The sequence below is a fragment of the Bacillus sp. FSL K6-6540 genome (assembly GCF_038007545.1).
Genome location: NZ_JBBOXH010000002.1, coordinates 643,237 through 669,164 on the forward strand (window position 1 = coordinate 643,237; position 25,928 = coordinate 669,164).

Here is a 25,928-nt window from a genome sequence, read left to right on the forward strand (position 1 = left end):
CTGAAAGGGAAACCTCATTCGTTTACATATTGGCTTCAGCGGAAATAGAAGAGGACATGCAGGACCAAAGGAGGGTCATCTTATGAGTTTCGAAACGTTAAACAAAAGTTTTATCAACGGAAAATGGACTGAGGGAGAAAGCGGACGTACGGAGGACATTTTGAATCCGTATGACCAGTCTGTGATCACAACAGCATCTTTGGCAACGGGCAAACAGCTGGAGGATGCGTTTGACATTGCACAGAAAGCCCAAAAAGAGTGGGCCAAGAGCACAACGGAAGACCGAAAAGCCGTCCTGCAAAAAGCGCGCGGCTATTTACAGGAAAACCGTGATGACATCATCATGATGATCGCCCGCGAAACTGGCGGAACGATTATTAAATCAACGATCGAGCTGGAACAAACGATTGCGATTTTAGATGAAGCCATGACGTATACTGGTGAATTAGGCGGCGTCAAAGAGGTGCCATCCGACATTGAAGGGAAAACCAATAAGATTTACCGCCTTCCGCTAGGTGTCATTTCATCGATTTCTCCATTTAATTTTCCAATGAATTTATCTATGAGATCCATTGCGCCCGCAATTGCGCTGGGTAACAGTGTTGTTCACAAGCCTGATATCCAAACTGCTATTTCGGGCGGGACCATCATTGCGAAAGCGTTTGAACACGCCGGTCTTCCTGCCGGTGTCCTTAACGTCATGCTGACGGATGTAAAGGAAATCGGGGACGGCATGCTCACCAATCCAATCCCGAGATTAATCAGCTTTACGGGATCAACCGCAGTCGGGCGCCACATCGGTGAAATCGCCGGTCGCGCCTTCAAACGAATGGCCCTTGAACTCGGCGGCAACAATCCATTTGCCGTTCTTTCAGATGCGGATGTCGATCGTGCTGTGGATGCCGCGATTTTCGGAAAATTTATTCACCAGGGACAAATCTGTATGATTATCAACAGGATCATCGTTCATCAAGATGTGTACGATGAGTTTGTAGAAAAGTTCACCGCCCGTGTCAAACAGCTTCCGTACGGCGATCAAACCGATCCGAAAACCGTTGTCGGCCCGCTGATCAACGAGCGCCAAATCGAGAAAGCGCTAGAGATCATTGAGCAGGCAAAGGCAGACGGCATTGAGCTTGCGGTTGAAGGAAAACGCGTCGGAAACGTGCTGACGCCGTACGTCTTTGTCGGTGCGGACAACAACAGCAAAATTGCCCAAACGGAGCTGTTTGCCCCAATCGCAACCATTATTAAAGCTGGCAGCGACCAGGAAGCGATTGACATGGCAAATGATACTGAATACGGCCTCAGCTCTGCGGTTTTCACTTCTGATTTAGAAAAAGGCGAAAAGTTCGCCCTGCAAATTGACAGCGGCATGACCCATGTCAACGACCAGTCCGTCAATGATTCGCCGAATATTGCCTTTGGCGGCAACAAAGCAAGCGGTGTCGGCCGTTTCGGCAATCCGTGGGTCGTCGAGGAATTTACCGTGACGAAATGGATTTCGATACAGAAGCAATACCGCAAATATCCGTTCTAAATGAAAAAATCCCTCTGTTTCAAGTACAGAGGGATTTTTCTTTATTTAGATATATCCACAAACCCTTCGCCAAACACATCGCGTACGTCATGTACGATCACAAACGCTTTTTTGTCGCAGCTTCTAATGATTTTTTTCAGCATAGACAGCTCCTGTTTGTTAATGACGATATACAAAATCTCTTTTGACTGGCCCGTATAATTTCCCTTCCCTGATAAAATCGTCACGCCCCGATCCATCAAGGTATTTACCTGCTCTGCAATCTCACTCTTATTTTCTGAAATGACCGTAATGGCTTTTTTCGTATTCAAACCTTCAATAATGAAGTCCATCACTTTGGTACCGATATACAGCATCACGATCGTAAACATCATTTTTTCTGCACCAATAATAAAATAAGAGCTGAATACTACGATTAAATCAAAAAACAAGAGTGCATAGCTGATATTCCAGTCTAAATATTTATTAGCAATTCTGGCCAGAATCGCGGAACCAGCCGTCGTCCCGCCGACCCGGATAATCATGCCGATCCCGACTCCGGCAAATACACCTGCGAAAATCGTATTAATGATCAATTCATCAGACGGAATGCTCCACCCATGTGTCAGATGAAGAAAAAGCGAATTTGCCGCAACCGCAATGATCGTATAAACCGTTGTTTTTCCATCAAGAAACTTGTAGCCAATTAAAAGCAAAAACGCATTTAAGATAAAGTTCGTGACACCAGGAGACCATTGAAACAGATAATACAAAATCAGCGTAATCCCAGTGACTCCGCCTTCCCCAAGATCATTGGGAATCGCAAATAAATTAACCGCAAGCGCGAAGAAAAAAGCGCCAATCACAAGCATAAGTACATCCAGCATTCTCTTTTTCATCACGAAAACACTCCTTCTCATTGTTCTGTTCTAGCAAATAAAAAAACCCAGGAGAACGCTCTCGAAAAAGAGCAGAAACTCCTGGGCTTTTATCCCACCGTGTCATAACAGCCAAGCTGCTATGTGTTTTCTCTCGGTCACAGTCCAATTTGCATTGCGGAACCCTAGAAAACCACTGTTTTTATCATATCCTTTTCACTTTCCAATATTAGCATTATAAGGGACGGTTCGAATTGGTTCAAGGGGTATTTGCGGAGATTTCATCAGATAATCTGGAAGAAAATACGATTTATCTATTAAAAAAGAACAGATATAACCGATAAGAAAAAAAGCATATATTTTACAAGCGAATTTAACTATAAATGATAATAATTATAAGAAATTCATAATTTTATATTGACTAAGTGAAATAATATAGGCATTATAGTACATATGTTTCGTACATTTTATTACATAGGAGGAAATATAATGGCAGGAAAACTAGTACCCTGTAAAGCTTGCGGTCAAGAAATTGCAAAGGGTGTAAAAAAATGTCCTAACTGCGGTAAGGATCAACGTAACTTTTTTATGCGACATAAAATCATTACGTTTATTCTCGCAGTTGTTGTCATCATTATTATCGGTAATATGATTGGCGGCGGAGGCGGCTCAGAAGCCACTTCCAAAACATCAAGCAGCAGCAAAGCAGAAACTGAAAAAACATACAATATCGGTGATACCGTAAAAACTGAAAAAACTGAAGTGACAGTTACGAAGGTAGAGGACAGAGATACTGTCGGTACTCAATATGTTGAAAAGAAAGCATCTGATGGTGGTACAATTGTAGCAGTTCAATATACAATTAAAAACGTATCTAAAAAGCCGATTAGCTCTTTTTCAATTCCAACTGTTAAATTAGTTGATGCTGATGGTACTTCTTATGATTCTGATATTGATGCTTCTGTAAACTATGCAACTGAGACAAAAGTTGATAACTCTAAAATTTTGAGTGATCTAAATCCTAATATTAAAGTAACAGGTGTAAAAGCATTTGAAGTTGACAAGGAAGCTTATGCAAAAGGCACTTGGAAACTAAAATTCAGTAATGATGTTATTGTGAAAATCAAATAACAGCTAACAAGGGTGCCTGTTTAGGCACCCTTGTTCTTTAAAAAAGGCCTTCTCTATTGAGAAGGCCTCCATTCTTATTTCGCACTCTTATACCCATTCACATTAGAAGACTGCCATCTCCAGGAATCAGCACACATTTCCTCAAGGCCGCGTTTCGCTTCCCAGCCCAGTTCCCGCTTGGCTTTCGCAGGATCTGCAAAGCATGTGGCGATGTCTCCCGGACGGCGGTCCGCAAAACGGTACGGAACCTCTTTCCCTGACACTTTTTCAAAGGCTTTGACCATTTCCAGCACGCTGTAGCCTGTGCCTGTTCCAAGGTTGTATGCATCGGCTCCTGTAGAGTTCAATACTTTTTCCAGCGCCTTGACGTGGCCTTCTGCGAGATCAACGACGTGAATATAATCGCGTACGCCTGTCCCGTCTTTTGTCGGATAGTCATTTCCGAATACGCTTAATTGCTCGAGCTTCCCGACTGCTACCTGTGCCACATACGGCATAAGGTTATTTGGGATTCCGTTCGGGTCTTCACCGATCCGTCCGCTTGGATGCGCGCCGAACGGGTTAAAGTAACGAAGCAGCGCAACGCTCCACTCATTGTCGGCTGTATGCAAATCACGCAATATTTGTTCAAGCATGAGCTTCGTCTGCCCATAAGGATTTGTCGCGCCTAATGGAAAGTCTTCCGTAATCGGCGATGTTTCCGGAACGCCGTATACTGTCGCAGATGAACTGAATACGATTTTCTTGACGCCGTATTTCTCCATGGCCTCGCATAAAATAAACGTTCCTGTCAAATTGTTATGATAATATTTGAGGGGAATCGCAACAGATTCACCGACTGCTTTTAACCCTGCAAAATGAATCACAGCTTCGATTTCATTTTCAGCAAAAACGGAATCTACCGCTTCCCGGTCCAATAAATCCGCTTCGTAGAACGTTAAATCTTTTCCTGTAATCTCCTTGACACGGTTCAGCGCTTCAGCTGAACTGTTGGACAGATTATCAAGAACAACAATCTCGTAGCCGCTGTTCAATAGTTCAACACATGTGTGGCTGCCAATGTACCCGGCACCGCCAGTAACAAGTATTGCCATGATGTAACCCTCCTAAAAAATGACCTGTTTTCATTATATAGTGTTTAGAACCGGTCCACATCCATTTTTAAGAAGTTTAATCGTTTATTAATAGTTTTTTCATATATTATCAGCATTTTCATACCTTTATGCAGCGCGAACAAGTATAGCAGCTGAAAAATCAATCTGCCGGTTGACGTTTTCCTTTCCCTTTTTCGCTATGCTTAATGCAGAAAGGATTTGATGACATGGCGATGAGCCCATATATTTTTATTGTATTGATTCTTATTATTTTATCGATGTACCGAGAGAGAGCTGTCAGACCCGGGAAGTTGCTGATCATTCCGCTGCTGCTCTTATGGGGCGTATCAGCATCGTTTCAGCCGGCGTATTTTCATTCCGTATTACATGTGGCGATCAGCGGCATTTTATTATTGATCGGGCTGGCCTGCGGGTTTGGCATTGGGAAGATGGTAAATGTACGGATTCACCCGGAAACCGGAAAGGTCACTTCACGCGGCTCACTTGGGAGTGTTATCCTCATTCTAGTGATACTTTCTTTGCGCATGGCCGCGAGAACATGGCTGCCTGAGAGCAACGAGATGTTTATTGCCATTATTCATTCTATGTTCTTCGTTCCCCTCGGCACCATCACAGCCCGCAACATCATGCTTTACAAAGCATACAGACGGCTGACCGCCGGCAAAGTATCCATTCAATAACCGAAAGAAGGACCAGCATGAACGGACAAACTCCGGCTCGGCACTACTACAAGAAGCTTGTGCCGAGCCTTATTCTCATTTTGAATTGCATACAATTTTTATCTCATCCAACTAAGGCTGATCCCATTTTGTTAGCATTTGTATTTGCGGTATACTTAGCATTCATTTGGATCATTCCCTATGTGGCATCCACCGCTGTTAGTTTGAGCATATTCGTCGGGCTTTGGATCCTGACCGTTTTTCTTTGGGCTGTTTCCGGCCAAGAGCAGGGAGCCGCCTTTTTTTTACTCGTATTTTTAATGGTTTATGCAGCCATAAAGCTTCCTGCACGGCTGTCTTTGATCCTTACAGTGTGCCTAATTGGGGGCAATGCTTTCTTTTTGTATTCTGTTTTTGACAGCAGCTGGGACGATATCATCAGCAACATCTCGATCATGATCGGACTCTACGTCTTCTTCTCCTCCATGCGTTTCAGACGAGAAGCGAGAAAGGAGGCTGAACGGAATCATGCTGAATTGGCAAAAATGCATGTGCAGCTGGAGCATGCTCATAAAGAACTCCAGAAAGCCCATGCAGAGCTGCAGGAGGCTTCTGTTCTTTCATTAAGGTACGCGGTCCTTGAGGAACGTACAAGAATCGCCCGCGACATTCATGACAGCATCGGTCACGAGCTGACTTCTGTGATTGTTCAGCTTCAATCTCTTCCCTATATCCTCAAAAGCAGCAAGGAGGATTCAGAAAAAGTCATTCAAAATGTACTGAGTGTCGCCAGGGAATGTCTTCAAGAAGTACGGTCTGTCGTTCACCAAATGGGCCGTAGTGAATCGATGGTGGGGCTTACCGCTTTGCGGGGGCTCATTCATCAAGTGGAGGAACGGAGCGGCTTGCACGTTTCTTTAGATACTGCCGGACTGTCAGAAGAGTCTTGGCCTCCAAACGTGAGCGAAACGATCTACCGCATCTTGCAGGAAGCGCTGACCAATATCATTCGTCACGCTGACGCTTCTCATGCGGCGGCCGTCATTTCTAATGACAAGTCCCATCTCTATGTCACAATCACCGACGACGGACAATTCACCGGCAGCCTTACTTATGGATTTGGCCTGACAGGAATGAAAGAGCGCGCAGAAAAAGCAGGCGGTTCCCTTACTTTCAGTGCCGTACAGCCGAGCGGCCTGAAAATTGAGCTGTCATTGCCGCTCATGACAACGAATAAGGAGCAAAAAGATGAACAAAGATAAAATACGCGTCGCGCTTGCCGATGATCAGCCGCTTGTGCGTGAAGGCTTCCGCTACGTCATCAACGCACAGACGGATATGACGGTTTCTGGCGAGGCCGGCGACGGTCACGATATTATAGCACTCGCAAAACAAACAAAACCCGATGTCATCCTCATGGATGTCCAGATGCCGCGTTGCTCAGGCATCGAAGCGGCGAAAGACATTATGTCCGCACTTCCAAATACAAAGATAGTCATTTTAACCACCTTTGACACGGAAGAATACGTATTTGAAGGCATCCGTGCGGGCGCAGTCGGCTATCTGCTGAAGGATACACTTCCTGAGGAGTTGATAGATGCGATTCGCGCTGCGGCGAGAGGCGAGGCGATTTTCCGTACAGTCACAGCTGCTAAAATTATCAGTGAGACATTTCGAGCGAAGCAACAGCCTCATGCAGAAGAACTGGCAGAGCCGTTCACCAAAAGAGAGCTTGAGGTTCTTCAGCAAATGGCCTACGGACTGAGAAATGAGGATATTGCTGAAAAGCTTTTCGTCAGTGAAAGCACTGTGAAAACCCACGTGCACCGCATCCTGCAAAAATGCAATGCCCAAGACCGGACACAGGCAGTCGTATTTGCCATTCGAAACGGTATTGTGCAATAGAAATCTCTCATCCCGTCATGCTAAAATAAGACAAAGGAGATGATTGGAAATGAAAGAAGAAATCATTGAACGGTTTACTACATATGTAAAAGTCGACACACAGTCCGATGAATCCGTTGACACTTGTCCTTCCACACCCGGCCAATTGACATTAGGAAACATGCTCGTTGATGAATTGAAGTCCATCGGCATGCAGGATGCAGCCATTGATGAAAACGGCTATGTCATGGCAACTCTTCCCTCCAATACTGAAAAAGACGTGCCGACAATCGGCTTTCTCGCTCACGTTGACACCGCTACAGACTTTACCGGCAAAAACGTGAATCCGCAAATCATCGAAAGCTATGATGGAAAAGACATCGTTCTCAACAAACAGCTGCAGGTCACCCTGTCACCTGATCAATTCCCTGAGCTGTCCGGCTATAAGGGCCATACACTCATCACCACAGACGGCACCACCCTTCTCGGCGCAGACAATAAGGCCGGTATCGCTGAAATCATGACAGCCATGGATTACCTCATCAAACACCCTGAAATCAAGCACGGCACAATCAGAGTCGCCTTTACGCCTGATGAAGAAATCGGAAGAGGGCCGCACAAATTTGATGTGAAACGGTTCAATGCATCCTTTGCCTACACGGTTGACGGCGGGCCGCTCGGCGAGCTTGAATACGAAAGCTTCAATGCCGCTGCCGCAAAAATTACGATTAAAGGCAACAACGTACATCCCGGAACAGCTAAAGGGAAAATGATCAACTCTGCGAAAATCGCGATGAAGCTGAACAGCCTGCTGCCGGCAGACGAAGCGCCTGAATATACGGAAGGCTATGAAGGCTTCTATCACCTGCTGTCGATTCAAGGAGACGTAGAGGAAACAAAGCTCCACTACATTATTAGAGACTTTGACAAAGAGAATTTCCAAAACAGAAAAGAAACAATGAAGCGTGCCGTTGAAGAACTTCAAAACGAATACGGGCAAGACCGGATTCTGCTGGATATGAACGACCAATACTACAACATGAGAGAGAAAATTGAACCTGTCATCGAAATCGTCAACATTGCCAAGCAAGCAATGGAAAACCTCGGCATTGAACCGAAGATTTCCCCCATCCGCGGCGGCACCGACGGATCGCAGCTGTCCTACATGGGGCTTCCGACGCCAAACATCTTTACAGGCGGGGAAAACTTCCACGGCAAATTTGAATACATCTCAGTTGATAATATGGTCAAAGCCGTAAATGTCATCGTTGAGATTGCAAAGCAGTTTGAAGCGCAAGCCTAATGCCAAAAGCCAGTCCAAAAAAGGACTGGCTTTTTTGTGTGAAAATGAAACATTTTAAACACGTCCTCCGTAAAACAAGTATCAACAAATGAGGAGGAAAAACAATGACAAAACATGCAATCGCTGCAAAGAGTCTCTTGAAAAAATGGATCATTTCCAGGCCGCTTAACATGCAAAAGAAATCCAGCCCATTTCAAAAAATCAGAAAAATGTTCAAACGCTTCTTCAAATAAAACATTCAAATCCCCTAAATACAATCCGTATTCACCCGTACCGCCCAAATGCTCCGTAATTTGGGTTTTTTGTGTTCAATTCCGCAAAATAGGGTATAAACCAAACAAGCAAGAATACAGCACCCAAAAACAGGCAATTCGAATTACTCAAACTTAGGTTAAAAGTTATATAAAGGAATTTATTTTATCGTCGATAGTAACTATAGAACCAATCATCAACAAGAGCAAACAGCGTGATTCAAGACTATTTTCAGGTCATCAGGTTATACTGTTTTAGAGGGACAGTTTCTTGTTATTTATTGATTTAGAATTTTTTGAATACTTTTTGACTTTTTATCCGTACAATAGAGAGTACCAAAACTTTTTTTGGGAGGTATGTAATATGATCCTATTTATTATCATCGCATTATGCGGCTATCTTCTTTTTTCTTTCAGCAAGGACAATCGCCGCAAACCGCAAAAGACAAGCCCTCTGCCAGCAGCTGCACCTCATCACAACAACCTAATCGACCTTGACGCCATCCGCCAAAAACGCCGGATGCATCTTTCCTAATTCTATATTTCAAATGAAAAGGCTGCTGAATCACGCAGCCTTTTAAAATTGTTTTGATTTAGAGCCTGAAACCTTTTCGCCACCTATCCGTAATTTCATACAAGGCAAACCCAAAGGAGACTTCAGCAATGATCGAGTTATTTATGAAACAAAAAATGTTCTCATTTAAAGATGCATTTCACATTTATGACCGGGATGAACAAGAAACATTCAAGGTGGAGGGGCGTTTTTTCTCGTTAGGAGACTCATTACAAATGACAGACTCATCCGGGAAAACGCTCGTTTCCATAGAACAAAAACTAATGTCTTTATTGCCGCGCTATGAGATTTCAATTGGCGGGAAAACAGTTTGTGAGGTAACGAAGAAAGTAACGTTTTTCAAACCGAAATTTGTGATTTCCGGGCTTAACTGGGAAATCGATGGTGATTTATGGAGGGATGAATTCCAGCTGACGGACGGGGAAAATGTCCGGATGTCAGTGAGCAAAAAGTGGCTCAGTTGGGGTGATTCCTATCACTTGCAGATTGCAAACGAGGGAGATGTTCTGATTTGCACTGCCATCGCTATCGTGCTTGATATGGTTTTATATAACGATGAAGATGAAAGTATTTTCTAAAAAGCATTGACAATTGATCCAAAAGTAATAATATTAAGATAATTGAAATCTGAATATGAAGTTGTACCTTATCAAGAGAGGTGGAGGGACTGGCCCTATGATACCCGGCAACCGCTGTTTCAAACAGAATGGTGCTAAATCCTTAAGAACATTGCGTTCTTGCAGATGAGGCGGAGATTTGATCGTTCAAGCTCTTCCTTACACAAAGGAAGAGCTTTTTACATGCTCAATATTTCAGAAAAGAGGCGAATAACATGGCTCAACAAACGAATGTTGCAGGACAAAAAACAGAAAAACAACGCAAAGCACCTTTCCGCGCCGATCATGTCGGCAGCTTGCTTCGTTCCGTTCCGGTAAAGGAAGCCCGGCAAAAAAAAGTGGCTGGTGAGATGACAGCGGAACAGCTTCGTGATATCGAAAATCAAGAGATCACCCGCATCGTGGAAAAACAAAAAGAAATCGGTCTCGATGTGGTAACAGACGGGGAATTCCGACGTTCCTGGTGGCATTATGACTTCCTGGAAGGGCTTGACGGTGTGGAACCGTTCATCCCGGCTGAGGGAATTCAGTTCCATAACACAAAAACGAAAGCGCGCAGCATCAAAGTGACGGGAAAACTCGATTTTACGAGCCACCCAGCGCTTGCTGATTATCAATTTTTACATGAGATTGCTGGTAACGCGACGCCAAAATTGACCATTCCCAGCCCAAATATGCTGTTTTTTGGCGAAAAGGCGGATAAAGGGATTTATGACGATCAAGAGGAATACTTTCATGATCTGGCCCAAGCGTACAAAAAAGCAATCAAAGCCTTCTATGATGCTGGCTGCCGTTATCTCCAGCTCGATGATACGTCATGGTCTCTCTTCTTTGAGGAAAAAGGCAGAGAGGTTGTCCGGGCGCTCGGCGGCGATCCAGAAACATTGCCAGCCATATTTGCCAAAACAATTAACGATGCCGTCGCAGACCGGCCTGACGATTTAACGATCACAATGCACATTTGCCGCGGCAACTTCCGCTCAACCTGGGCGGCATCAGGAGGGTACGACGCTTTAGCGGAAACGATTTTGGACGGCTTAAACCTTGACGGCCTTTTCTTGGAATACGATGATGACCGCTCCGGAAACTTTGATCCGCTCCGTTTTGTGAAGCGCAAGGATCTGCAAATTGTGCTCGGCTTGATCACATCGAAATACGGCGAGCTTGAAAATCCTGAGGATGTGAAACGCCGTATCAATGAAGCCGCGCGTTTTGTCAGCTTGGACCAGCTATGCCTGAGCCCGCAGTGCGGTTTCGCCTCTACAGAAGAAGGCAACCTTCTGACAGAGGAGCAGCAATGGGCAAAGCTTCGCCATGTCATCGACATTGCCAACGATGTGTGGAGATAATCTATCATTGACAGAAATAGAAAATGTGTGAATAATAGATACTATCAGAAAATTTCATAAAAAGGTTTTCCTTATCAAGAGAGGTGGAGGGACTGGCCCTGCGATACCCGGCAACCGCTGTTTAACAGAATGGTGCTAAATCCTTTAGAGCAATGATTGCTCTTGAAGATAAGGTTGAGATTGTCACGCAAGCTCTTCCTTATCCAAAGGAAGAGCTTTTTTACATTTGAATGGAAAGAAGGAATGGACAACATGTCACAACAAACAACACCCGCAGAACAAAAATCACTTCAAAGAAAAAAACCGCCGTTTCGCGCGGATCAAGTCGGAAGCCTGCTAAGGTCTGAGCCCGTCAAAAAAGCGCGGCTGCAAAAAGCGGCCGGCGAAATGACCGCTGAGCAGCTTCGCCAAATTGAAAACGATGAAATCATCCGCATTGTGGAAAAACAGAAGGAAACCGGCCTGAACGTCGTGACAGACGGTGAATTCCGCAGAGCATGGTGGCACTTTGATTTCCTGGAAAACTTAGATGGCGTTGAGCCGTTTACTCCTGAGCAAGGCATTCAATTCCATAACGTACAGACAAAAGCACGCGGCATTAAAGTCACAGGCGATATCGACTTTTCAACACACCCAATGCTTGAAGATTACTCATTTCTCCATAGCATTGCCGGTGACGCGACGCCAAAGATGACCATTCCAAGCCCGAATATGCTGTTTTTCCGCGGGAAATTGGAAAAAGGTGCATACAAAAACGACTATCACCTTTTCCAGCATGATGTATCCAAAGCATATAAAAAAGCGATTCAAGCGTTTTATGACAGAGGCTGCCGCTACCTCCAGCTTGATGATACAGCGTGGGCCGTTTTCTTATCAGAAAAAGGCTTAAAACAAATCGAAGCGTTCGGAACAACGCCTGATGAGCTTCGCCAGCTGTTTGCGAAATCGATTAACGACGCGATTGCAGACCGCCCGGATGACTTGACGGTAACCATGCATATTTGCCGCGGCAACTTCCAGTCCACTTGGACAGCGGAAGGCGGCTATGACGCAGCAGCCGAAACCATTTTTGACGGCTTGAATCTTGACGGACTTTTCTTAGAGTATGATGATTCACGCTCAGGCGGATTTGAGCCGCTACGTTACGTAAAACGGTCTGATCTTCAGCTTGTTCTTGGCTTAGTGACATCTAAATTCGGTGAGCTTGAAAATCCGGATGACGTGAAACGCCGTATCGAAGAAGCGTCCCGTTATGTAAGCTTAGACCAGCTTTGCCTCAGCCCTCAATGCGGATTTGCTTCAACTGAGGAAGGCAACAAGCTGACTGAAGAAGAGCAATGGGCGAAGCTCCGCCATGTGGTTGAGATCGCTAATGATGTTTGGAAATAAGCAAAGAAAAAACACACTTGATTCCCTAGCGGAGCAAGTGTGTTTTTTTATGTCACTGTGCGGTGTAGCCCCCATCAAGGACGACAGCCTGCCCAGTGACGCCCTTCGCCTTCTCGCTTGCCAAAAACACGGCATAATCCGCAATTTCCTTGACGGAAAGCAGTCGCTTTTGCGGCACAAGCGGAAAAATGACTTGTTCAAGTACAGAGTCGTAAGGGACATTTCTAGTTTTCGATAGATCGCTAAGCTGATTGCGTACAAGCTGGGTATCGACATAACCCGGGCAGAGCGCATTGACTGTAATGCCGTGGGGCGCGCCTTCCAGCGCCCCTACTTTTGTGAGTCCAATGACGCCGTGCTTGGCGCTATTATAAGCGGATTTCCCTGCAAAGCCGACTAATCCATTAACAGACGCGATATTAATGATTCTGCCAAACTGCTGTTTTTTCATGATCGGAAAAACATGCTTCATTGCAATAAAGGGGGCCGTCAGCATGACCTTGATCAGCTGTTCAAAGGTGTCTGTCGGAAACTCTTCAATCGGAGCGACGTGCTGAATACCGGCATTGTTCACCAGAATATCCAAGCGGCCGTATTGTTTTTGGATGACGTTCACCGTATCAGCAACTTGCGCTTCCTTTGTCACATCATACGGAATGGCCGCCGCGTCAAAGCCTTCTTCTGCAAGTTTGGAGGCTGCTTTTTCACATGCTTCCGGACGGAGGTCTGAAACGATGACGCTGGCACCTTCCCGGGCGAATTCTCTTGCCATTTCGAATCCGATTCCGCCGGCAGCCCCTGTCACCAAGGCGACTTGTTTTCTCATGTCAAACACCTTCCCATTAAGAATTGAGTACAGACTGGCTTACAGCGAAATCAGCTTCTGTTTTTTCATAAACCTCTTCAATTGTGACACCATCCTGAAGCTCCGTCAGTGTCATGCGGCCGTTCACAAAATCAAATACAGCCAAATCCGTAATCAGCCTGTGCACGACTTTCTGGCCTGTCAGCGGAAGGGAGCATGTTTTTTTCACCTTTGATTCACCATGCTTATTGACGTGCTCCATGATGACAACGATCCGTTTCGCCCCGTTGACGAGATCCATAGCGCCGCCCATCCCTTTTACCATTTTGCCCGGGATCATCCAATTGGCCAAATCACCCTGCTCCGAAACCTCCATTCCACCAAGAATAGCCAAATCGATATGCCCGCCTCTTATCATCGCGAATGACTCAGCGCTGTCAAAATAAGAGGCGCCCGTCACTTCAGTGATCGTTTCCTTTCCCGCATTGATCAAATCCGCGTCTTCCGTTCCTTCCAGAGGATAGGGGCCAATTCCGAGCAAGCCGTTTTCCGACTGAAGCATGACGTGAACGCCGTCGGGTATCTCATTTGCGACAAGCGTCGGCATTCCAATCCCGAGATTCACATTCATGCCGTCCTTGATTTCTTGTACAGCCCGTTTGACCATTCGTTTTCTCGCTTCCTTCACTTGGCCTCACCCTTTCCCGATGCTTGCTGAACTGTTCGTTTTTCAATCCGTTTTTCTTGGCTCGCGCCAAGCACGACATGCTGTACGTAAATTCCCGGCGTATGGATGTGATCTGGATCGAGCTCTCCTGCTTCCACGATTTCTTCCGCCTCGGCAATCGTGATCTTGCCTGCCATGGCGGCAATGGGATTGAAATTTCTCGCCGTTTTCCTAAAAACCAAATTGCCCATGGTGTCCGCTTTCCACGCTTTGACGATCGCCACATCGCCGGTAATGCCTCGCTCCAGCACATAAGTCCGGCCGCCGAATGTTTTATGTTCTTTTCCCTCGGCTATGGAGGTGCCGACGCCTGTCGCCGTATAAAATCCCGGTATGCCTGCACCGCCTGCACGAATTCTCTCAGCGAGCGTTCCTTGGGGAACAAGCTCGACCTCAAGCTCTCCGCTTAAAAACTGCCGCTCAAAAATTTTATTTTCACCGACATAGGAAGCAATCATTTTCTTGATTTGCTTGTTAGCCAGAAGCAAACCAAGCCCCCAGTCATCGACTCCGCAGTTATTGCTGACAACGGTTAAATCCTTTACTCCCTGATCTCTTATAGACAAAATGAGCTGTTCAGGGATGCCGCACAGCCCAAACCCTCCCGCGATCAGCATATCCCCATCATGAATCAGTTTCGCAGCTTCCTTGCTTGATGACAGCACTTTTCCCATATTGATGCTCCTTTCGTTTTCTTCTACACTAGACCAGTCAGGCTGTAAATCGCGATTACAGCAAATACGGCAGCCGTTTTAATGAGCGTGATCGCAAAAATATCGCGATAGGATTGCCGGTGTGTCAAACCCGTCACGGCCAGAAGCGTGATAACAGCGCCATTATGCGGCAGTGTGTCCATCCCGCCTGATGCCATTGAAATGACCCGATGCATCACCTCTGGCGGAATATTGTAAGCCTGAATCGCCTGTAAGTATTGTTCTGACATCGCGCTTAACGCAATGCCCATTCCTCCTGAAGCCGAGCCGGTGATTCCCGCCAGCGCAGTTGTCGTAACGGCGCCATTTACAAGCGGATCGGTAAAAGTATGTGAAATTCCGCTGCTCAGCTTATGAAACCCCGGCAGCGCGGCGATAATGCCGCCGAACCCGTACTCGGCACCCGTATTCATAGATGCCAGCAAGGCGCCGCCAATTCCTTCATTCAGCCCTTCCTTCAATTGGGCAAACACACTTCTCCAATCAAATAAAATCGTTGTGATGATGCCAATCACTAAAGCAATCTCCACCGACCAAATAGCAGCCGCTGAAGAAATATCAAGCCTGCCGAACTCCTTTAATCCTATGGAAGAAAAATCAAATCCATTCGGATACCACTTTGGCAGGTAAATGGTGAAATATTTATTCACTGCACCGACGAGAATAAGCGGGACAAAGGCAAGCGCGTGCCGAATCGGGCTTTTGTCCGGTTCAGCCGCGGACTCAATCGATTCAGGAGCAGGAGCATTCTGCGAATCAAAACCGCCATAACCTTCGCCAGATGCCTGCGCTTTCTTCCGCCTTGATTCCAAATAGAGCATCCCAGCTGCCAGCACAATCACTGCGCCCATCAAGCCCAGCCAAGGGGCGGCATAAATGTCTGTTTTGAAAAACGACGTCGGGATGACATTTTGGATTTGCGGCGTTCCCGGAAGTGCGTCCATCGTAAACGTAAAAGCCCCTAAAGCAATCGTTCCCGGGATGAGGCGTTTTGGTATGTTTGCTTCTTGGAACATGTTTTTCGCAAAAGGATATACGGCAAATACGACAACAAACAGGCTGACGCCGCTGTACGTCAAGACAGCGCCCATCAGCACAATGGCAAGTATCGCTCTTTTTGCCCCGACAAGCCGGACAATTGTTTTCGCGATTGATGCCGCAAGCCCGGCCATTTCAACGACCTTTCCAAAAATGGCACCGAGCAAAAACACTGGGAAATACAGCTTAATAAAACCCGCCATCTTCTCCATAAAAATTGATGAAAAAAAAGGAAGCACATGGCTTGGATCTGTCAGCAGCACCGCGAATAACGCGCAAATCGGCGCAAACAATATGACAGAAAATCCCCGATACGCCGTAAACATCAGCAAACCTAACGCCAATAGAATGATGATCAGTTCCACACACACATCCCCCATTTCCGCGAACGAGAAAGCGTTTACAAAAACCTGTCCGCATCGGCTGTTTCCGTCCCCTTTCCATATGTACGAGAAGCGTGGGCCAACTATTCCGATTAAAAAAGGAAAGCTCCTTTTTTCGGAGCTTTCCTCTGCCATTCATTTCATTCCTACTAGGATATCAACATCAATCGTAATATCGACTGATTTCATCTCTTTCAGCAGGCTGACTCGATCTTTCAGCGCCGACCAGGCAAGCGGCGTCATCTTGAGAAGCCAGTGGATCGCCTGCTGGTCAAGCGTTTTAACATAGCGCAGCCTGACAGGACGGCTGTATGCTGCATTTGCTGTAAAACGCTCAACAGCTGCCGCATTGGAATACGTGCGCCTTGGTGAATCAGCATATAAAAATTGCCTTAATTCTATTAAATAGTCGCTTCGCGGCACTACTTTTACGAGCATGCCATCATTCTTCAGCAGTCTATGAAACTCTGCATAATTGGACGGGGAAAAAATAGACAGCACAACATCAAATTGGCGATCATGAAAAGGAGCACGCGCCACATCGGCAACCGCCCACATCTGATCTTTGAATGCCTTAGAAGCTTTTAAGATCCCATCCTTCGAAAGATCGATGCCGGTTCCTATCGCTTCTTTCCCTAAATAATCAAACCCGCAAAGCGCGTTCAAATGGGAACCCTCACCGCAACCGCTGTCCAGGATGGTAAATGCCTCTTGACCGGATTTGGGATGGCTGATGAGTTCTGCAATCGTATCATGGAGCGGCTCAAAAAAACCATATTCTCCAATCAGCCTGCTTCTCGCTTCAAAAAGCTCGGCACCGTAACTGGTTTTGACCGGCTTTGTCAGGAAGTTCACGTAGCCGTGCCGAGATAAATCAAATGTATGCCGCCGTTCTGTACAAATCAAGCTTTTTCCTGATGCCGCATCCATGGAAGAACCGCAGAGCGGACATCGAAACAAGCTGAAATCAACTGTTTGCTTCATGATAAAAAACACCTCATTCATTCATTTTTAGATAAATGAAAAAGGCATAGACAAATAAACCTAGGCCTATCTCAAAAATTGGCCAGGTCTGGCAGTTTGTCTACACCTGTCATTATCTATAACGAATGAATTGGATAATCATGAAAAAAACTCCCTTTCTGCTGTATGGGTTTCCCCATTTCCATCATACAACAAATCTCCAGGAGCTGGAATCTTATGGTGAGGAAAAATCAGTATGAAATGCTGGTATCCCGCCAACATCATATCAGCATAGCAATCCGACATGTTTTTCCTTTATTTTCTCATTTTAGAATATAAATTTTATTATTGTGAAAATAGTTAAAAAGGTTGATTTTCAAAAAGTGAAAGGATAAAATACTGCTATCATCTTAGAAAAAGACATTCTTGTATATGATCAGTAATATGGTCTGATTGTTTCTACCTAGTAACCGTAAAAAACTAGACTACAAGAAAGTTTGAATAAATTTGAACGAGTTGAAAAGGACAAGTTCTTTTCTGTTTGCTCTTATTTTTCACACTTTCTGCACTTCCAGAATTTGTGAAGAATAAGAGCTTTTTTTGTTTCCATAATAACCCTCATAGGAGTTGCTATCATGTACTTTTTACTAAACCTTATCGGTCTCATTGTGATTATGGCAGTTGTATTCCTATGTTCTCCGCAGAAAAAGAAAATCAAGTGGCGCCCGATCATGACGTTAATTGTTCTGGAATTGCTGATTACTTGGTTTATGCTGGGAACAAAAGTCGGAAGCTGGGCCATCGGTAAAATCGGTGATTTCTTCACTTGGCTGATTGCTTGCGCTAGTGACGGTATCGCGTTTGCCTTTCCGTCAGTAATGGCGAATGAAACAGTAGACTTTTTCTTTAGTGCGCTTCTTCCAATTATCTTTATCGTCACATTCTTTGATATTTTAACGTATTTCGGCATTTTGCCTTGGCTGATTGATAAAATCGGATGGGTGATTTCAAAGGCTTCCCGCTTGCCGAAATTAGAAAGCTTTTTCTCTATTCAAATGATGTTCTTGGGAAATACCGAAGCACTTGCGGTTATTCGCCAGCAGCTAACGGTTTTAAGCAACAACCGCCTGCTCACATTCGGCTTAATGAGCATGAGCAGCATCAGCGGCTCCATTATCGGATCTTATCTGTCAATGGTGCCTGCGACATACGTGTTTACAGCGATTCCTTTGAACTGCTTAAACGCGCTGATTATCGCAAACCTGCTGAATCCTGTTCACGTGCCGGAGGATGAAGATATCATCTATACACCGCCTAAAGAAGAGAAGAAAGACTTTTTCTCTACGATTTCTAACAGTATGCTTGTCGGCATGAACATGGTTATCGTTATTTTGGCAATGGTGATCGGATATGTCGCATTAACGTCAGCAGTTAATGGCATTCTTGGCGTTTTCGTACACGGCCTGACCATCCAGACGATTTTTGCTTATCTGTTCAGTCCGTTCGCATTCCTGCTTGGATTGCCAGTGCACGATGCGATGTATGTCGCTCAGCTGATGGGCATGAAATTAGCAACGAACGAGTTTGTTGCGATGCTTGACTTGAAAAACAATCTCAAATCCCTTCCGCCTCACACCGTTGCGGTGGCGACGACATTCCTGACGTCCTTTGCAAACTTCAGTACGGTCGGCATGATTTACGGCACGTACAATTCGATCCTTGACGGAGAAAAGTCAACGGTCATCGGGAGAAACGTGTGGAAACTGCTCGTCAGCGGAATTGCGGTATCTTTATTAAGTGCTGCGATTGTCGGCCTGTTTGTGTGGTAGAAACATTCAGCCATATCCCTTTTCGGATATGGCTCTTTTCATTATTGATAAATAGAGGCTGGCACATGCACATCCCGGATTCCCGCTGCATAAGGCCCCAAGTCATACTGGCCGAAGACGATGGCGATCCCGTTTGCCGTAAAGTAAAACATTGTGTCTTTGTTTAGGGTTATATCCTCTTTCTTTACATCAGGGAAAAACAGCTCATCGTGTTTTTTGATATAGCTATATAGGTAATCTCTCGTTTTGCTGACTTTTGTTTTGGTGTTCAGAATCTGATCCAGCGTCACCCGCTTTTGTGCTTTCAAGTCATAGTTGAAGGACTGGACAGACGTTAAACCGTGAGCGCCCCCTGAATAGATATAATTGAGTGTTTGAATGCTGAGCTTGCCTGCCGCATTGTATTTGACGCTGAAGGATGTTTGATATTCCGTTTTAAAGCCCTGCTGTTCGCCTGCTTTTTTGTTTTTCAGATATTCCTGATACGATTGTTCAATGTAGGCTTTCAGCTCTTGATTGATTTTCTTTTCAAACACGGCATTCCCGACGTGATGCACTTGTGGATACGTTAACTCCTTGATCTTTTTGTACGTATGGGTGCTGACAGTCGGTGTTTTCGTTTGAACTGCTTTTAGAGATGGGGCCGCATATGCAACTACGGAAAAAAGCAAGACTGCAATCCCCGCGGCTTTCATCATGTTATTCCATTTCATACGATCTCCTCCTTCGATGTCGTTGTTTAACATTCCCTTATTTAAGCAATACACACTTTTATAGACTGATTAAATTGAAAGAAGTTTCTAGGTCTAACAGCATGATTTTTCCAATAAAAAAAGAGACACAGGATGTCTCTTTTTTTACTGTTTGCGCCCAGAAATCGCTTCATGAACGGCCTGTGCCAAATCTGTATTTCCGAACATCTCTAATACCGCAATGACAGTCTGGTCCGGAATGTGCTCTGCTTCGTGTTTTGGCACGACCAGATCGTCCATGGTTTTTTTCAAGCTTTCATTCAGCTTTTGCTGCGGATACGCTTTGGCGTACAGCTCCATCGGATCAAGATCATGGTTCACGCACCATTGGGCAAACACCAAAATCATCATATTTTCATCGCGTTCGTAAGCTTCAGCGAGCTGTTTTTCGTTCATTTGTCATGCTCCTTATGAAAAGTATCTTCCTTAAAGATACAGGAGCAGGTCAAATTCGTCTATCCCAATGGCGATGAGCAGAAACCGCATCGATAAATGCCTTGCTGAAAGCGGTGTAGTCAGGTTCATCTTTAGCCGTTACGATGCCTGGCCCCTCTGTTGTCCCGACAGAGGATTGAAGAAGGCCAATTCCTTCATTTGCCGCACCGATCGCCTTGTAGTGATTGTAAGCTTCTCTGATAAACGCCATCGCTTGTTTGTTTTCTTTTAACTCCGGGCCTCCTGCGGCATAGACGGCATCATACAGAACAGAATCAACCGTCAGGAACGTGCCGCTGGCCTCAAGCTGCTGTCCGCTGCCGCTTGTCATATACCCCAGATTTTGACTGATGATATCCACTGTGATTCCTTCTTGCTTTAAGGCTTCCAGCACTGTTTGCAGCTCTTTTTCATGAAATCCGTTTCCGGCGAGTACAGCGACTTTTCTTGTTGACGCAGTTTTCACTGTACGGGCTTGGCTTAACGCAGGCGAAGTAAGAATTTCTTTAGATGCTTTACGCTTCGCGGGCGTCGCCACGCCTACCCCTTTGGCGATTTCTTCTGCTAAATCTGCATCGACATTGCTGAAGACATCAACGACCTGCCGCTGTACGTCTTTGCTTTTGACCTTCCCGACCTCGAAGCAGAAAGCAGAAATGATGTGCTGTTTCTCCACAGGAGACATGCTGTTCCAGAAAAGCTTCGCCTGTGAGTAATAATCGTTGAAGCTGTCGCTTCGCTGGCGGATTTTTTTGCCCTCGACTTTTTCCTGATAGTGGACGTAGCCGCCTTCTTCAGCTGTCGCTGGCGACGGATCATTGTTTTGCAAAGAGTTTTTATGATAAGCGACAGGTCCCTTATTGATCGTCATCCGGTGATAGCCGTCGTATTGATTGTTATGGAATGGACATACCGGCCGGTTAATCGGAAGCTCATGGAAGTTCGGGCCGCCAAGACGGATGAGCTGTGTGTCTGTATAAGAGAAAAGCCGTCCCTGCAGGAGCGGGTCATTTGTAAAGTCGATGCCCGGCACGACATTTCCCGGGTGGAATGCGACTTGTTCTGTTTCCGCAAACACATTATCCTGGTTGCGGTTCAGCGTCATTTTCCCAATGATCTTCACCGGCACAAGCTCTTCCGGCCACAGCTTAGTCGGATCAAGAATATCAAAATCAAACTTGAATTCATCTTCCTCATCAATCATCTGCACGCCGAGCTCGTATTCAACCTTGCCGCCGTTTTCAATTGTTTCCCACAGGTCACGGCGATGGAAATCCGGATCTTTCCCTGCAATTTTCTGTGCTTCATCCCATACGAGAGAATGCACGCCGAGCACCGGCTTCCAGTGAAATTTCACGAAACGTGCCTTTCCTTGTTCATTGACAAAACGGAACGTGTGCACGCCGAAGCCCTCCATCATTCGGTAGCTGCGGGGGATGCCTCTATCAGACATCGTCCACATCACCATGTGGGCAGACTCAGGGTTATTGGCGACAAAATCCCAAAACGTATCATGGGCAGTCGCGGCCTGAGGCATTTCATTGTGTGGCTCAGGCTTAAACGCGTGAACCAAATCCGGAAATTTGATTGCGTCCTGAATGAAAAACACCGGAATGTTATTTCCCACAAGGTCATAGTTTCCTTCTTCAGTATAAAATTTTGTCGCAAAGCCTCTGGCATCCCGCACCGTGTCTGCGGAGCCTTTAGAACCCGCAACCGTAGAGAAACGGACAAATACCGGTGTCTTCACCGAAGGGTCCTGAAGAAATTTGGCCCGTGTATATTCCGTCATTGGTTCGTAAACCTGAAAAAAGCCATGCACGCCAAATCCGCGCGCATGCACAACGCGCTCCGGAATCCTCTCATGGTCAAAGTGCGTCATTTTCTCCCGGAAGTGAAAATCCTCCATCAGCGTCGGGCCGCGAACCCCGGCTTTTAACGAATGCTCATCCTCTGACACCCGCAAGCCTTGGTTTGTCGTCATTTTCTTCCCGCTGTTATCGGTCCTGTACTGCTCAAGCTGCTCGTCCTTTGAGTGTTCATTTACACGTTTGTTTTGGTCATCACTCATGTCTGTTCCCCCTTTTTAAAACGAAACATTCTACAGCACATTTACCCGTGGCGTTCTTCATATAAACTGCTAATCCGCTCATTAGGATTTTTGGTCTACATATAAATATGCGGTCATACACATTTGAAATAAGCCTTCTTTACAGAAAGAAAGTATGGAAGCGCTTACCAAAAAAGCTGTTGAATAGGGGAGGTCATATCATGCTTGCCATACTCGGTTTTGTGATGATGATTGTCTTTATGTACCTTATTATGTCTAACCGGCTTTCCGCTCTTATTGCTTTGATTGTCGTTCCTATTGTGTTTGCCCTGATCAGCGGATTTGGCAAAGATCTCGGCGAGATGATGATTCAGGGCGTTACAGACCTCGCCCCTACCGGTATCATGCTGTTATTCGCCATCCTGTATTTCGGCATTATGATTGACTCAGGCCTGTTTGATCCTCTCATTGCCAAAATCTTATCGTTTGTCAAAGGAGATCCGTTAAAAATCGCTGTAGGCACAGCGGTTCTGACCATGACCATTTCGCTGGACGGAGATGGGACAACAACCTATATGATTACCATTGCAGCGATGCTGCCTCTCTACAAACGGCTCGGCATGAACCGTTTGGTGTTAGCGGGAATAGCGATGCTCGGTTCGGGGGTTATGAATATTATCCCGTGGGGCGGGCCGACTGCGAGGGTTTTGGCTTCCTTAAAATTGGACACGTCAGAGGTCTTCACGCCGCTGATTCCCGCTATGATCGCCGGCATTCTCTGGGTGATCGCCGTTGCTTATATCCTCGGAAAGAAAGAGCGGAAGCGGCTCGGCGTCATTTCGATTGATCACGCACCGTCTTCCGATCCGGAGGCCGCACCGCTCAAGCGCCCCGCTCTTCAATGGTTTAACCTGCTGCTGACTGTCGCTCTGATGGCCGCACTGATCACCAGCCTGCTGCCGCTCCCTGTTCTTTTTATGACTGCGTTCGCCGTCGCCTTGATGGTCAACTATCCAAATGTCAAAGAGCAGCAGAAACGAATCTCGGCGCATGCGGGTAATGCGTTAAACGTTGTCTCAATGGTGTTTGCTGCGGGCATATTCACAGGCATTCTCTCCGGCACAAAAATGGTCGATGCCATGGCGCATTCTCTCGTTTCACTCATCCCTGATGCCATGGGCCCGCACCTGCCGTTGATCACTGCGATCGTCAGCATGCCATTCACCTTTTTCATGTCGAATGACGCCTTTTACTTCGGTGTCCTTCCCATCATCGCCGAAGCCGCTTCCGCTTACGGAATAGACGCCGCTGAAATCGGAAGGGCCTCCTTGCTGGGGCAGCCTGTGCATCTGCTCAGCCCGCTTGTGCCTTCCACCTATCTTTTGGTTGGAATGGCAGGCGTCAGCTTTGGCGACCATCAAAAATTCACTATTAAATGGGCCGTGGGAACAACGATTGTGATGACGATTGCCGCACTTTTGATTGGGATTATTTCTTTCTAAATGTATGAGCTTGATCGTAGCATTGAGTGAGTACGTGATTTACAGAGGGGAGAAGATCAAATAGGATATTATGAGTGAATAGAAGATTCATGCCAACAACTTCTCATTACAATCATAAGAGCCTGCTATATTTGCAGCAGGCTCTTTCACATTTGGCATTATTTTTTTGTATAGCGCACCCAGTCATAATGAGCGTATAGCGGATTTACACCATTGTAGGAGCCAAGCCATTCATCGACACCCGTACCATTCCACAAATTCATCATGATCTTTCCAGGTGTTGTCGGAATTTGGTTTGTTGCAGTATGTTTTAATTGCCCATCGACATACCATTTAATAGAGTTTGGCTGCCAATCGAATGCATACGTATGATAGGCATTGGCTGCATCAAACCCGAGATCAACAATCTTCTCATGGTTTCCTGCACCATTTGTATAATAGTTAAATTGAACCTTTGTTGTATCTTTTCCTAAAAATTCGATATCAATCTCATCCCAAGGAGTTCCATCTGTTGGACCTGTGTAAGTGAAGAACGATGAAACGATCCCTGTGTTTTTAGCTGGTTTCATTCTGACTTCATAAAGTCCATAGCCATATGTTTGAACAGAACGGTTTTCCCCGCAGTCAAACTTGTTATAAGATGGGCTTGTTAGCGCTAAACGCATTTCACCCAATGACGTCACTGATACGTTATTAGCCCGCCACGTGCAGTTGAACATATTTCCATTCGAATAACCATCTGCTTTTTGCCAAAAACCGGAGTTATAGCCGTTAAAAGGGTCAAAAAACGATCCACCTGTTTGAGCTGAGGCAGTAGCAGTGACTGCAAACAAACTCATAAACAATCCAGTGACAAGAAGCAGCAACACTCGTTTCAGATAAGGCATATTGGCATTCCCCTTTCATTGAAAGCGTTTTCCATGTTGATCTTACATGATTCTTTTAAAAGGGAACATCGGTCAAAATAATGATAATATCGAATCTTACTAACTTGAATCCTGTAACTATCATCATCTTCCCTCTGAAAAAAATAAAAACCTAAATTACCATCAGCACAGACAGAGATGATCCGCACTCATTGCAATTTAGGTTTTGCCTGCTTTATCAGTAACAATCCTACCATTTTCATATGTGAATGTAAGAAAAAGTGAACACAAGGAAACACAAATGTCAGCGCTCTCATTATGCTTGTTTAACTACCCTTTCTATGTGAATGGTTAAATACAGCAGCTCGTCACTTGTGAGCTTGTGCTCATACTCCCGCTCAATGTAGGTTTGGATTTTCTTCGTGCACTCATACGCGCGATGATACTTTTCTTTCACTGTATCCAGCAAAAAATCGTCCTGGCTTTCCATGTGAGTGCCGTTAAATAGACGCTGCGCGAAAAACTTTAAGTGGGTGACGAACCGATAATAGTGAAGCGATTCTTCGTTGAATTCAATCTTAAAATGGTATTTTACAATACTCAAAATCTCTTGCATGACTTTTGTAATGTTGATAATATTGGGCATCTCTTCATTCAGCTCGGCATTTACAATATGCAGAGCAATAAAGCCTGCTTCATCCTCTGGCAGAGACACACCAGTCTTGTTTTTTACCATAACCAACGCTTCTTTGCCGATCGCAAATTCGTCTTTGTAGAGCCGTTTTGTTTCCCACAGCAAGGCGTTTTTGATATCAAGCCCTTTCTGGTTGCGCTGGATGGCAAAGTTAATATGGTCGGTCAGCGACACATAGATGCTGTCGTTGAGCTTTTTGCCGAGCTGTAATTTTGCGTAGCTGATAATCTCTTCGGATACTTCCATACACTCGATCGGTATATCATACAAAAGGGTTTTGAACTTTTCTGATACATCCTTGTTATCGAGCGTGAACACTTTCTCAATGCGGGCTTCATCGACATCATCGCCGGACTTTTTCTGAAACGCGAGCCCCCTGCCCATGACGACCAATTCTTTCCCCTGTTCATTGACCACGCTGATCACATTATTGTTGATCACCTTCGCAATTTTCATGGCATGTCCCTCCAAATCTACTAAGAACAGACTATATCTTGATTGT

25 protein-coding genes and 4 riboswitches are annotated in these 25,928 nt (G+C 45.5%); of the genes, 13 read left to right on the forward strand and 12 right to left on the reverse strand.

All coding sequences use genetic code 11. The features are described 5' to 3' along the window. Positions 1 to 82 precede the first annotated feature (82 nt). On the forward strand, positions 83 to 1,540 hold the full coding sequence (locus tag MHH82_RS35665; RefSeq protein ID WP_021480972.1) for an aldehyde dehydrogenase family protein: 1,458 nt from the start codon (positions 83 to 85) through the stop codon (positions 1,538 to 1,540). Between the two features lie 41 nt (positions 1,541 to 1,581). On the opposite strand, the gene MHH82_RS35670 is transcribed toward MHH82_RS35665, so the two are convergent. Beyond that, entirely contained in the window at positions 1,582 to 2,418 is an 837-nt protein-coding gene (locus MHH82_RS35670) for a YitT family protein (protein ID WP_003242615.1), read from the reverse strand. Between the two features lie 76 nt (positions 2,419 to 2,494). Then, a riboswitch (guanidine-I (ykkC/yxkD leader) is annotated at positions 2,495 to 2,597 on the reverse strand. Between the two features lie 388 nt (positions 2,598 to 2,985). Between MHH82_RS35670 and MHH82_RS35675 the strand changes: the two genes are divergently transcribed. After that, complete coding sequence (locus MHH82_RS35675) at positions 2,986 to 3,528, forward strand: DUF4352 domain-containing protein (RefSeq protein ID WP_125121167.1); 543 nt, start codon at positions 2,986 to 2,988, stop codon at positions 3,526 to 3,528. A gap of 74 nt (positions 3,529 to 3,602) precedes the next feature. On the opposite strand, the gene galE is transcribed toward MHH82_RS35675, so the two are convergent. After that, positions 3,603 to 4,622 carry a UDP-glucose 4-epimerase GalE gene (galE, locus tag MHH82_RS35680; protein WP_041850350.1) on the reverse strand — a complete coding sequence of 340 codons (1,020 nt, stop codon included), beginning with the start codon at positions 4,620 to 4,622 and terminating at the stop codon, positions 3,603 to 3,605. Positions 4,623 to 4,849: 227 nt separating this feature from the next. On the opposite strand from galE, the gene MHH82_RS35685 reads away from it, so the two are divergent. From MHH82_RS35685 to MHH82_RS35725, 9 genes are all read left to right on the forward strand, one after another. Next, positions 4,850 to 5,323 (forward strand): DUF1453 family protein, encoded by a 474-nt coding sequence (locus tag MHH82_RS35685; RefSeq protein ID WP_017697230.1) that lies wholly within the window; start codon positions 4,850 to 4,852, stop codon positions 5,321 to 5,323. A gap of 17 nt (positions 5,324 to 5,340) precedes the next feature. Next, a complete protein-coding gene (locus MHH82_RS35690; protein ID WP_072175335.1) occupies positions 5,341 to 6,564 on the forward strand; it encodes a sensor histidine kinase in 1,224 nt (407 codons plus the stop codon). Continuing rightward, a complete protein-coding gene (gene yxjL / locus MHH82_RS35695; protein WP_024571477.1) occupies positions 6,551 to 7,207 on the forward strand; it encodes a two-component system response regulator YxJL in 657 nt (218 codons plus the stop codon). Before MHH82_RS35690 ends, yxjL begins: the two co-directional genes overlap by 14 nt. A gap of 49 nt (positions 7,208 to 7,256) precedes the next feature. Next, positions 7,257 to 8,489, forward strand: coding sequence for a peptidase T (gene pepT / locus MHH82_RS35700; protein WP_024571478.1), 1,233 nt, complete (start codon positions 7,257 to 7,259; stop codon positions 8,487 to 8,489). Between the two features lie 104 nt (positions 8,490 to 8,593). Beyond that, positions 8,594 to 8,722: a hypothetical protein gene (locus MHH82_RS35705; protein WP_003227241.1), complete on the forward strand. Its 129-nt coding sequence runs from the start codon at positions 8,594 to 8,596 to the stop codon at positions 8,720 to 8,722. Between the two features lie 289 nt (positions 8,723 to 9,011). Next, the gene (locus MHH82_RS35710; protein ID WP_072173222.1) at positions 9,012 to 9,275 is read left to right on the forward strand and encodes a hypothetical protein; all 264 of its coding nucleotides are present in this window, start codon (positions 9,012 to 9,014) and stop codon (positions 9,273 to 9,275) included. Positions 9,276 to 9,403: 128 nt separating this feature from the next. Continuing rightward, complete coding sequence (locus tag MHH82_RS35715; RefSeq protein ID WP_014481330.1) at positions 9,404 to 9,892, forward strand: LURP-one-related/scramblase family protein; 489 nt, start codon at positions 9,404 to 9,406, stop codon at positions 9,890 to 9,892. 65 nt (positions 9,893 to 9,957) lie between these two features. Continuing rightward, positions 9,958 to 10,064: riboswitch (SAM riboswitch) on the forward strand. An 82-nt stretch (positions 10,065 to 10,146) separates the two neighbouring features. Next, complete coding sequence (locus MHH82_RS35720) at positions 10,147 to 11,280, forward strand: 5-methyltetrahydropteroyltriglutamate--homocysteine S-methyltransferase (RefSeq protein ID WP_072175334.1); 1,134 nt, start codon at positions 10,147 to 10,149, stop codon at positions 11,278 to 11,280. A gap of 68 nt (positions 11,281 to 11,348) precedes the next feature. Further along, positions 11,349 to 11,455, forward strand: a riboswitch (SAM riboswitch). 77 nt (positions 11,456 to 11,532) lie between these two features. Further along, complete coding sequence (locus MHH82_RS35725; RefSeq protein WP_064671767.1) at positions 11,533 to 12,669, forward strand: 5-methyltetrahydropteroyltriglutamate--homocysteine S-methyltransferase; 1,137 nt, start codon at positions 11,533 to 11,535, stop codon at positions 12,667 to 12,669. 52 nt (positions 12,670 to 12,721) lie between these two features. On the opposite strand, the gene MHH82_RS35730 is transcribed toward MHH82_RS35725, so the two are convergent. The 5 genes from MHH82_RS35730 to MHH82_RS35750 form a co-directional block, all read right to left on the reverse strand. After that, the gene (locus tag MHH82_RS35730; RefSeq protein ID WP_014481333.1) at positions 12,722 to 13,495 is read right to left on the reverse strand and encodes a 3-hydroxybutyrate dehydrogenase; all 774 of its coding nucleotides are present in this window, start codon (positions 13,493 to 13,495) and stop codon (positions 12,722 to 12,724) included. Between the two features lie 16 nt (positions 13,496 to 13,511). Continuing rightward, positions 13,512 to 14,162 carry a succinyl-CoA--3-ketoacid CoA transferase subunit B gene (locus MHH82_RS35735; protein WP_003243049.1) on the reverse strand — a complete coding sequence of 217 codons (651 nt, stop codon included), beginning with the start codon at positions 14,160 to 14,162 and terminating at the stop codon, positions 13,512 to 13,514. Beyond that, positions 14,159 to 14,875 carry a CoA transferase subunit A gene (locus MHH82_RS35740; RefSeq protein ID WP_041850343.1) on the reverse strand — a complete coding sequence of 239 codons (717 nt, stop codon included), beginning with the start codon at positions 14,873 to 14,875 and terminating at the stop codon, positions 14,159 to 14,161. Before MHH82_RS35740 ends, MHH82_RS35735 begins: the two co-directional genes overlap by 4 nt. 23 nt (positions 14,876 to 14,898) lie before the next feature. After that, entirely contained in the window at positions 14,899 to 16,317 is a 1,419-nt protein-coding gene (locus tag MHH82_RS35745) for a GntP family permease (protein ID WP_003243205.1), read from the reverse strand. Positions 16,318 to 16,470: 153 nt separating this feature from the next. Further along, positions 16,471 to 17,319 (reverse strand): methyltransferase domain-containing protein, encoded by an 849-nt coding sequence (locus MHH82_RS35750; protein ID WP_120027635.1) that lies wholly within the window; start codon positions 17,317 to 17,319, stop codon positions 16,471 to 16,473. A gap of 385 nt (positions 17,320 to 17,704) precedes the next feature. After that, a riboswitch (purine riboswitch) is annotated at positions 17,705 to 17,806 on the forward strand. A 127-nt stretch (positions 17,807 to 17,933) separates the two neighbouring features. Between MHH82_RS35750 and MHH82_RS35755 the strand changes: the two genes are divergently transcribed. Then, positions 17,934 to 19,127 (forward strand): NupC/NupG family nucleoside CNT transporter, encoded by a 1,194-nt coding sequence (locus MHH82_RS35755; protein ID WP_072175333.1) that lies wholly within the window; start codon positions 17,934 to 17,936, stop codon positions 19,125 to 19,127. Between the two features lie 41 nt (positions 19,128 to 19,168). Here MHH82_RS35755 and MHH82_RS35760 read toward each other — a convergent pair whose 3' ends face one another. The 3 genes from MHH82_RS35760 to MHH82_RS35770 form a co-directional block, all read right to left on the reverse strand. Next, positions 19,169 to 19,840, reverse strand: coding sequence for a DUF3298 and DUF4163 domain-containing protein (locus MHH82_RS35760; RefSeq protein ID WP_072175332.1), 672 nt, complete (start codon positions 19,838 to 19,840; stop codon positions 19,169 to 19,171). Between the two features lie 144 nt (positions 19,841 to 19,984). Further along, entirely contained in the window at positions 19,985 to 20,275 is a 291-nt protein-coding gene (locus MHH82_RS35765; protein ID WP_014478421.1) for a hypothetical protein, read from the reverse strand. A gap of 49 nt (positions 20,276 to 20,324) precedes the next feature. Further along, on the reverse strand, positions 20,325 to 22,385 hold the full coding sequence (locus tag MHH82_RS35770) for a catalase (protein WP_072175331.1): 2,061 nt from the start codon (positions 22,383 to 22,385) through the stop codon (positions 20,325 to 20,327). Positions 22,386 to 22,585: 200 nt separating this feature from the next. Between MHH82_RS35770 and citH the strand changes: the two genes are divergently transcribed. Further along, the gene (gene citH / locus MHH82_RS35775) at positions 22,586 to 23,866 is read left to right on the forward strand and encodes a citrate transporter CitH (protein ID WP_003227205.1); all 1,281 of its coding nucleotides are present in this window, start codon (positions 22,586 to 22,588) and stop codon (positions 23,864 to 23,866) included. Positions 23,867 to 24,024: 158 nt separating this feature from the next. Here the strand turns inward: citH and bglS are convergent, their stop codons facing one another. Next, positions 24,025 to 24,753, reverse strand: coding sequence for a beta-glucanase (gene bglS / locus MHH82_RS35780; protein ID WP_128738423.1), 729 nt, complete (start codon positions 24,751 to 24,753; stop codon positions 24,025 to 24,027). Between the two features lie 295 nt (positions 24,754 to 25,048). Next, positions 25,049 to 25,882 (reverse strand): transcriptional antiterminator LicT, encoded by an 834-nt coding sequence (gene licT / locus MHH82_RS35785; RefSeq protein ID WP_003242598.1) that lies wholly within the window; start codon positions 25,880 to 25,882, stop codon positions 25,049 to 25,051. Between the last annotated feature and the right edge of the window lie 46 nt (positions 25,883 to 25,928).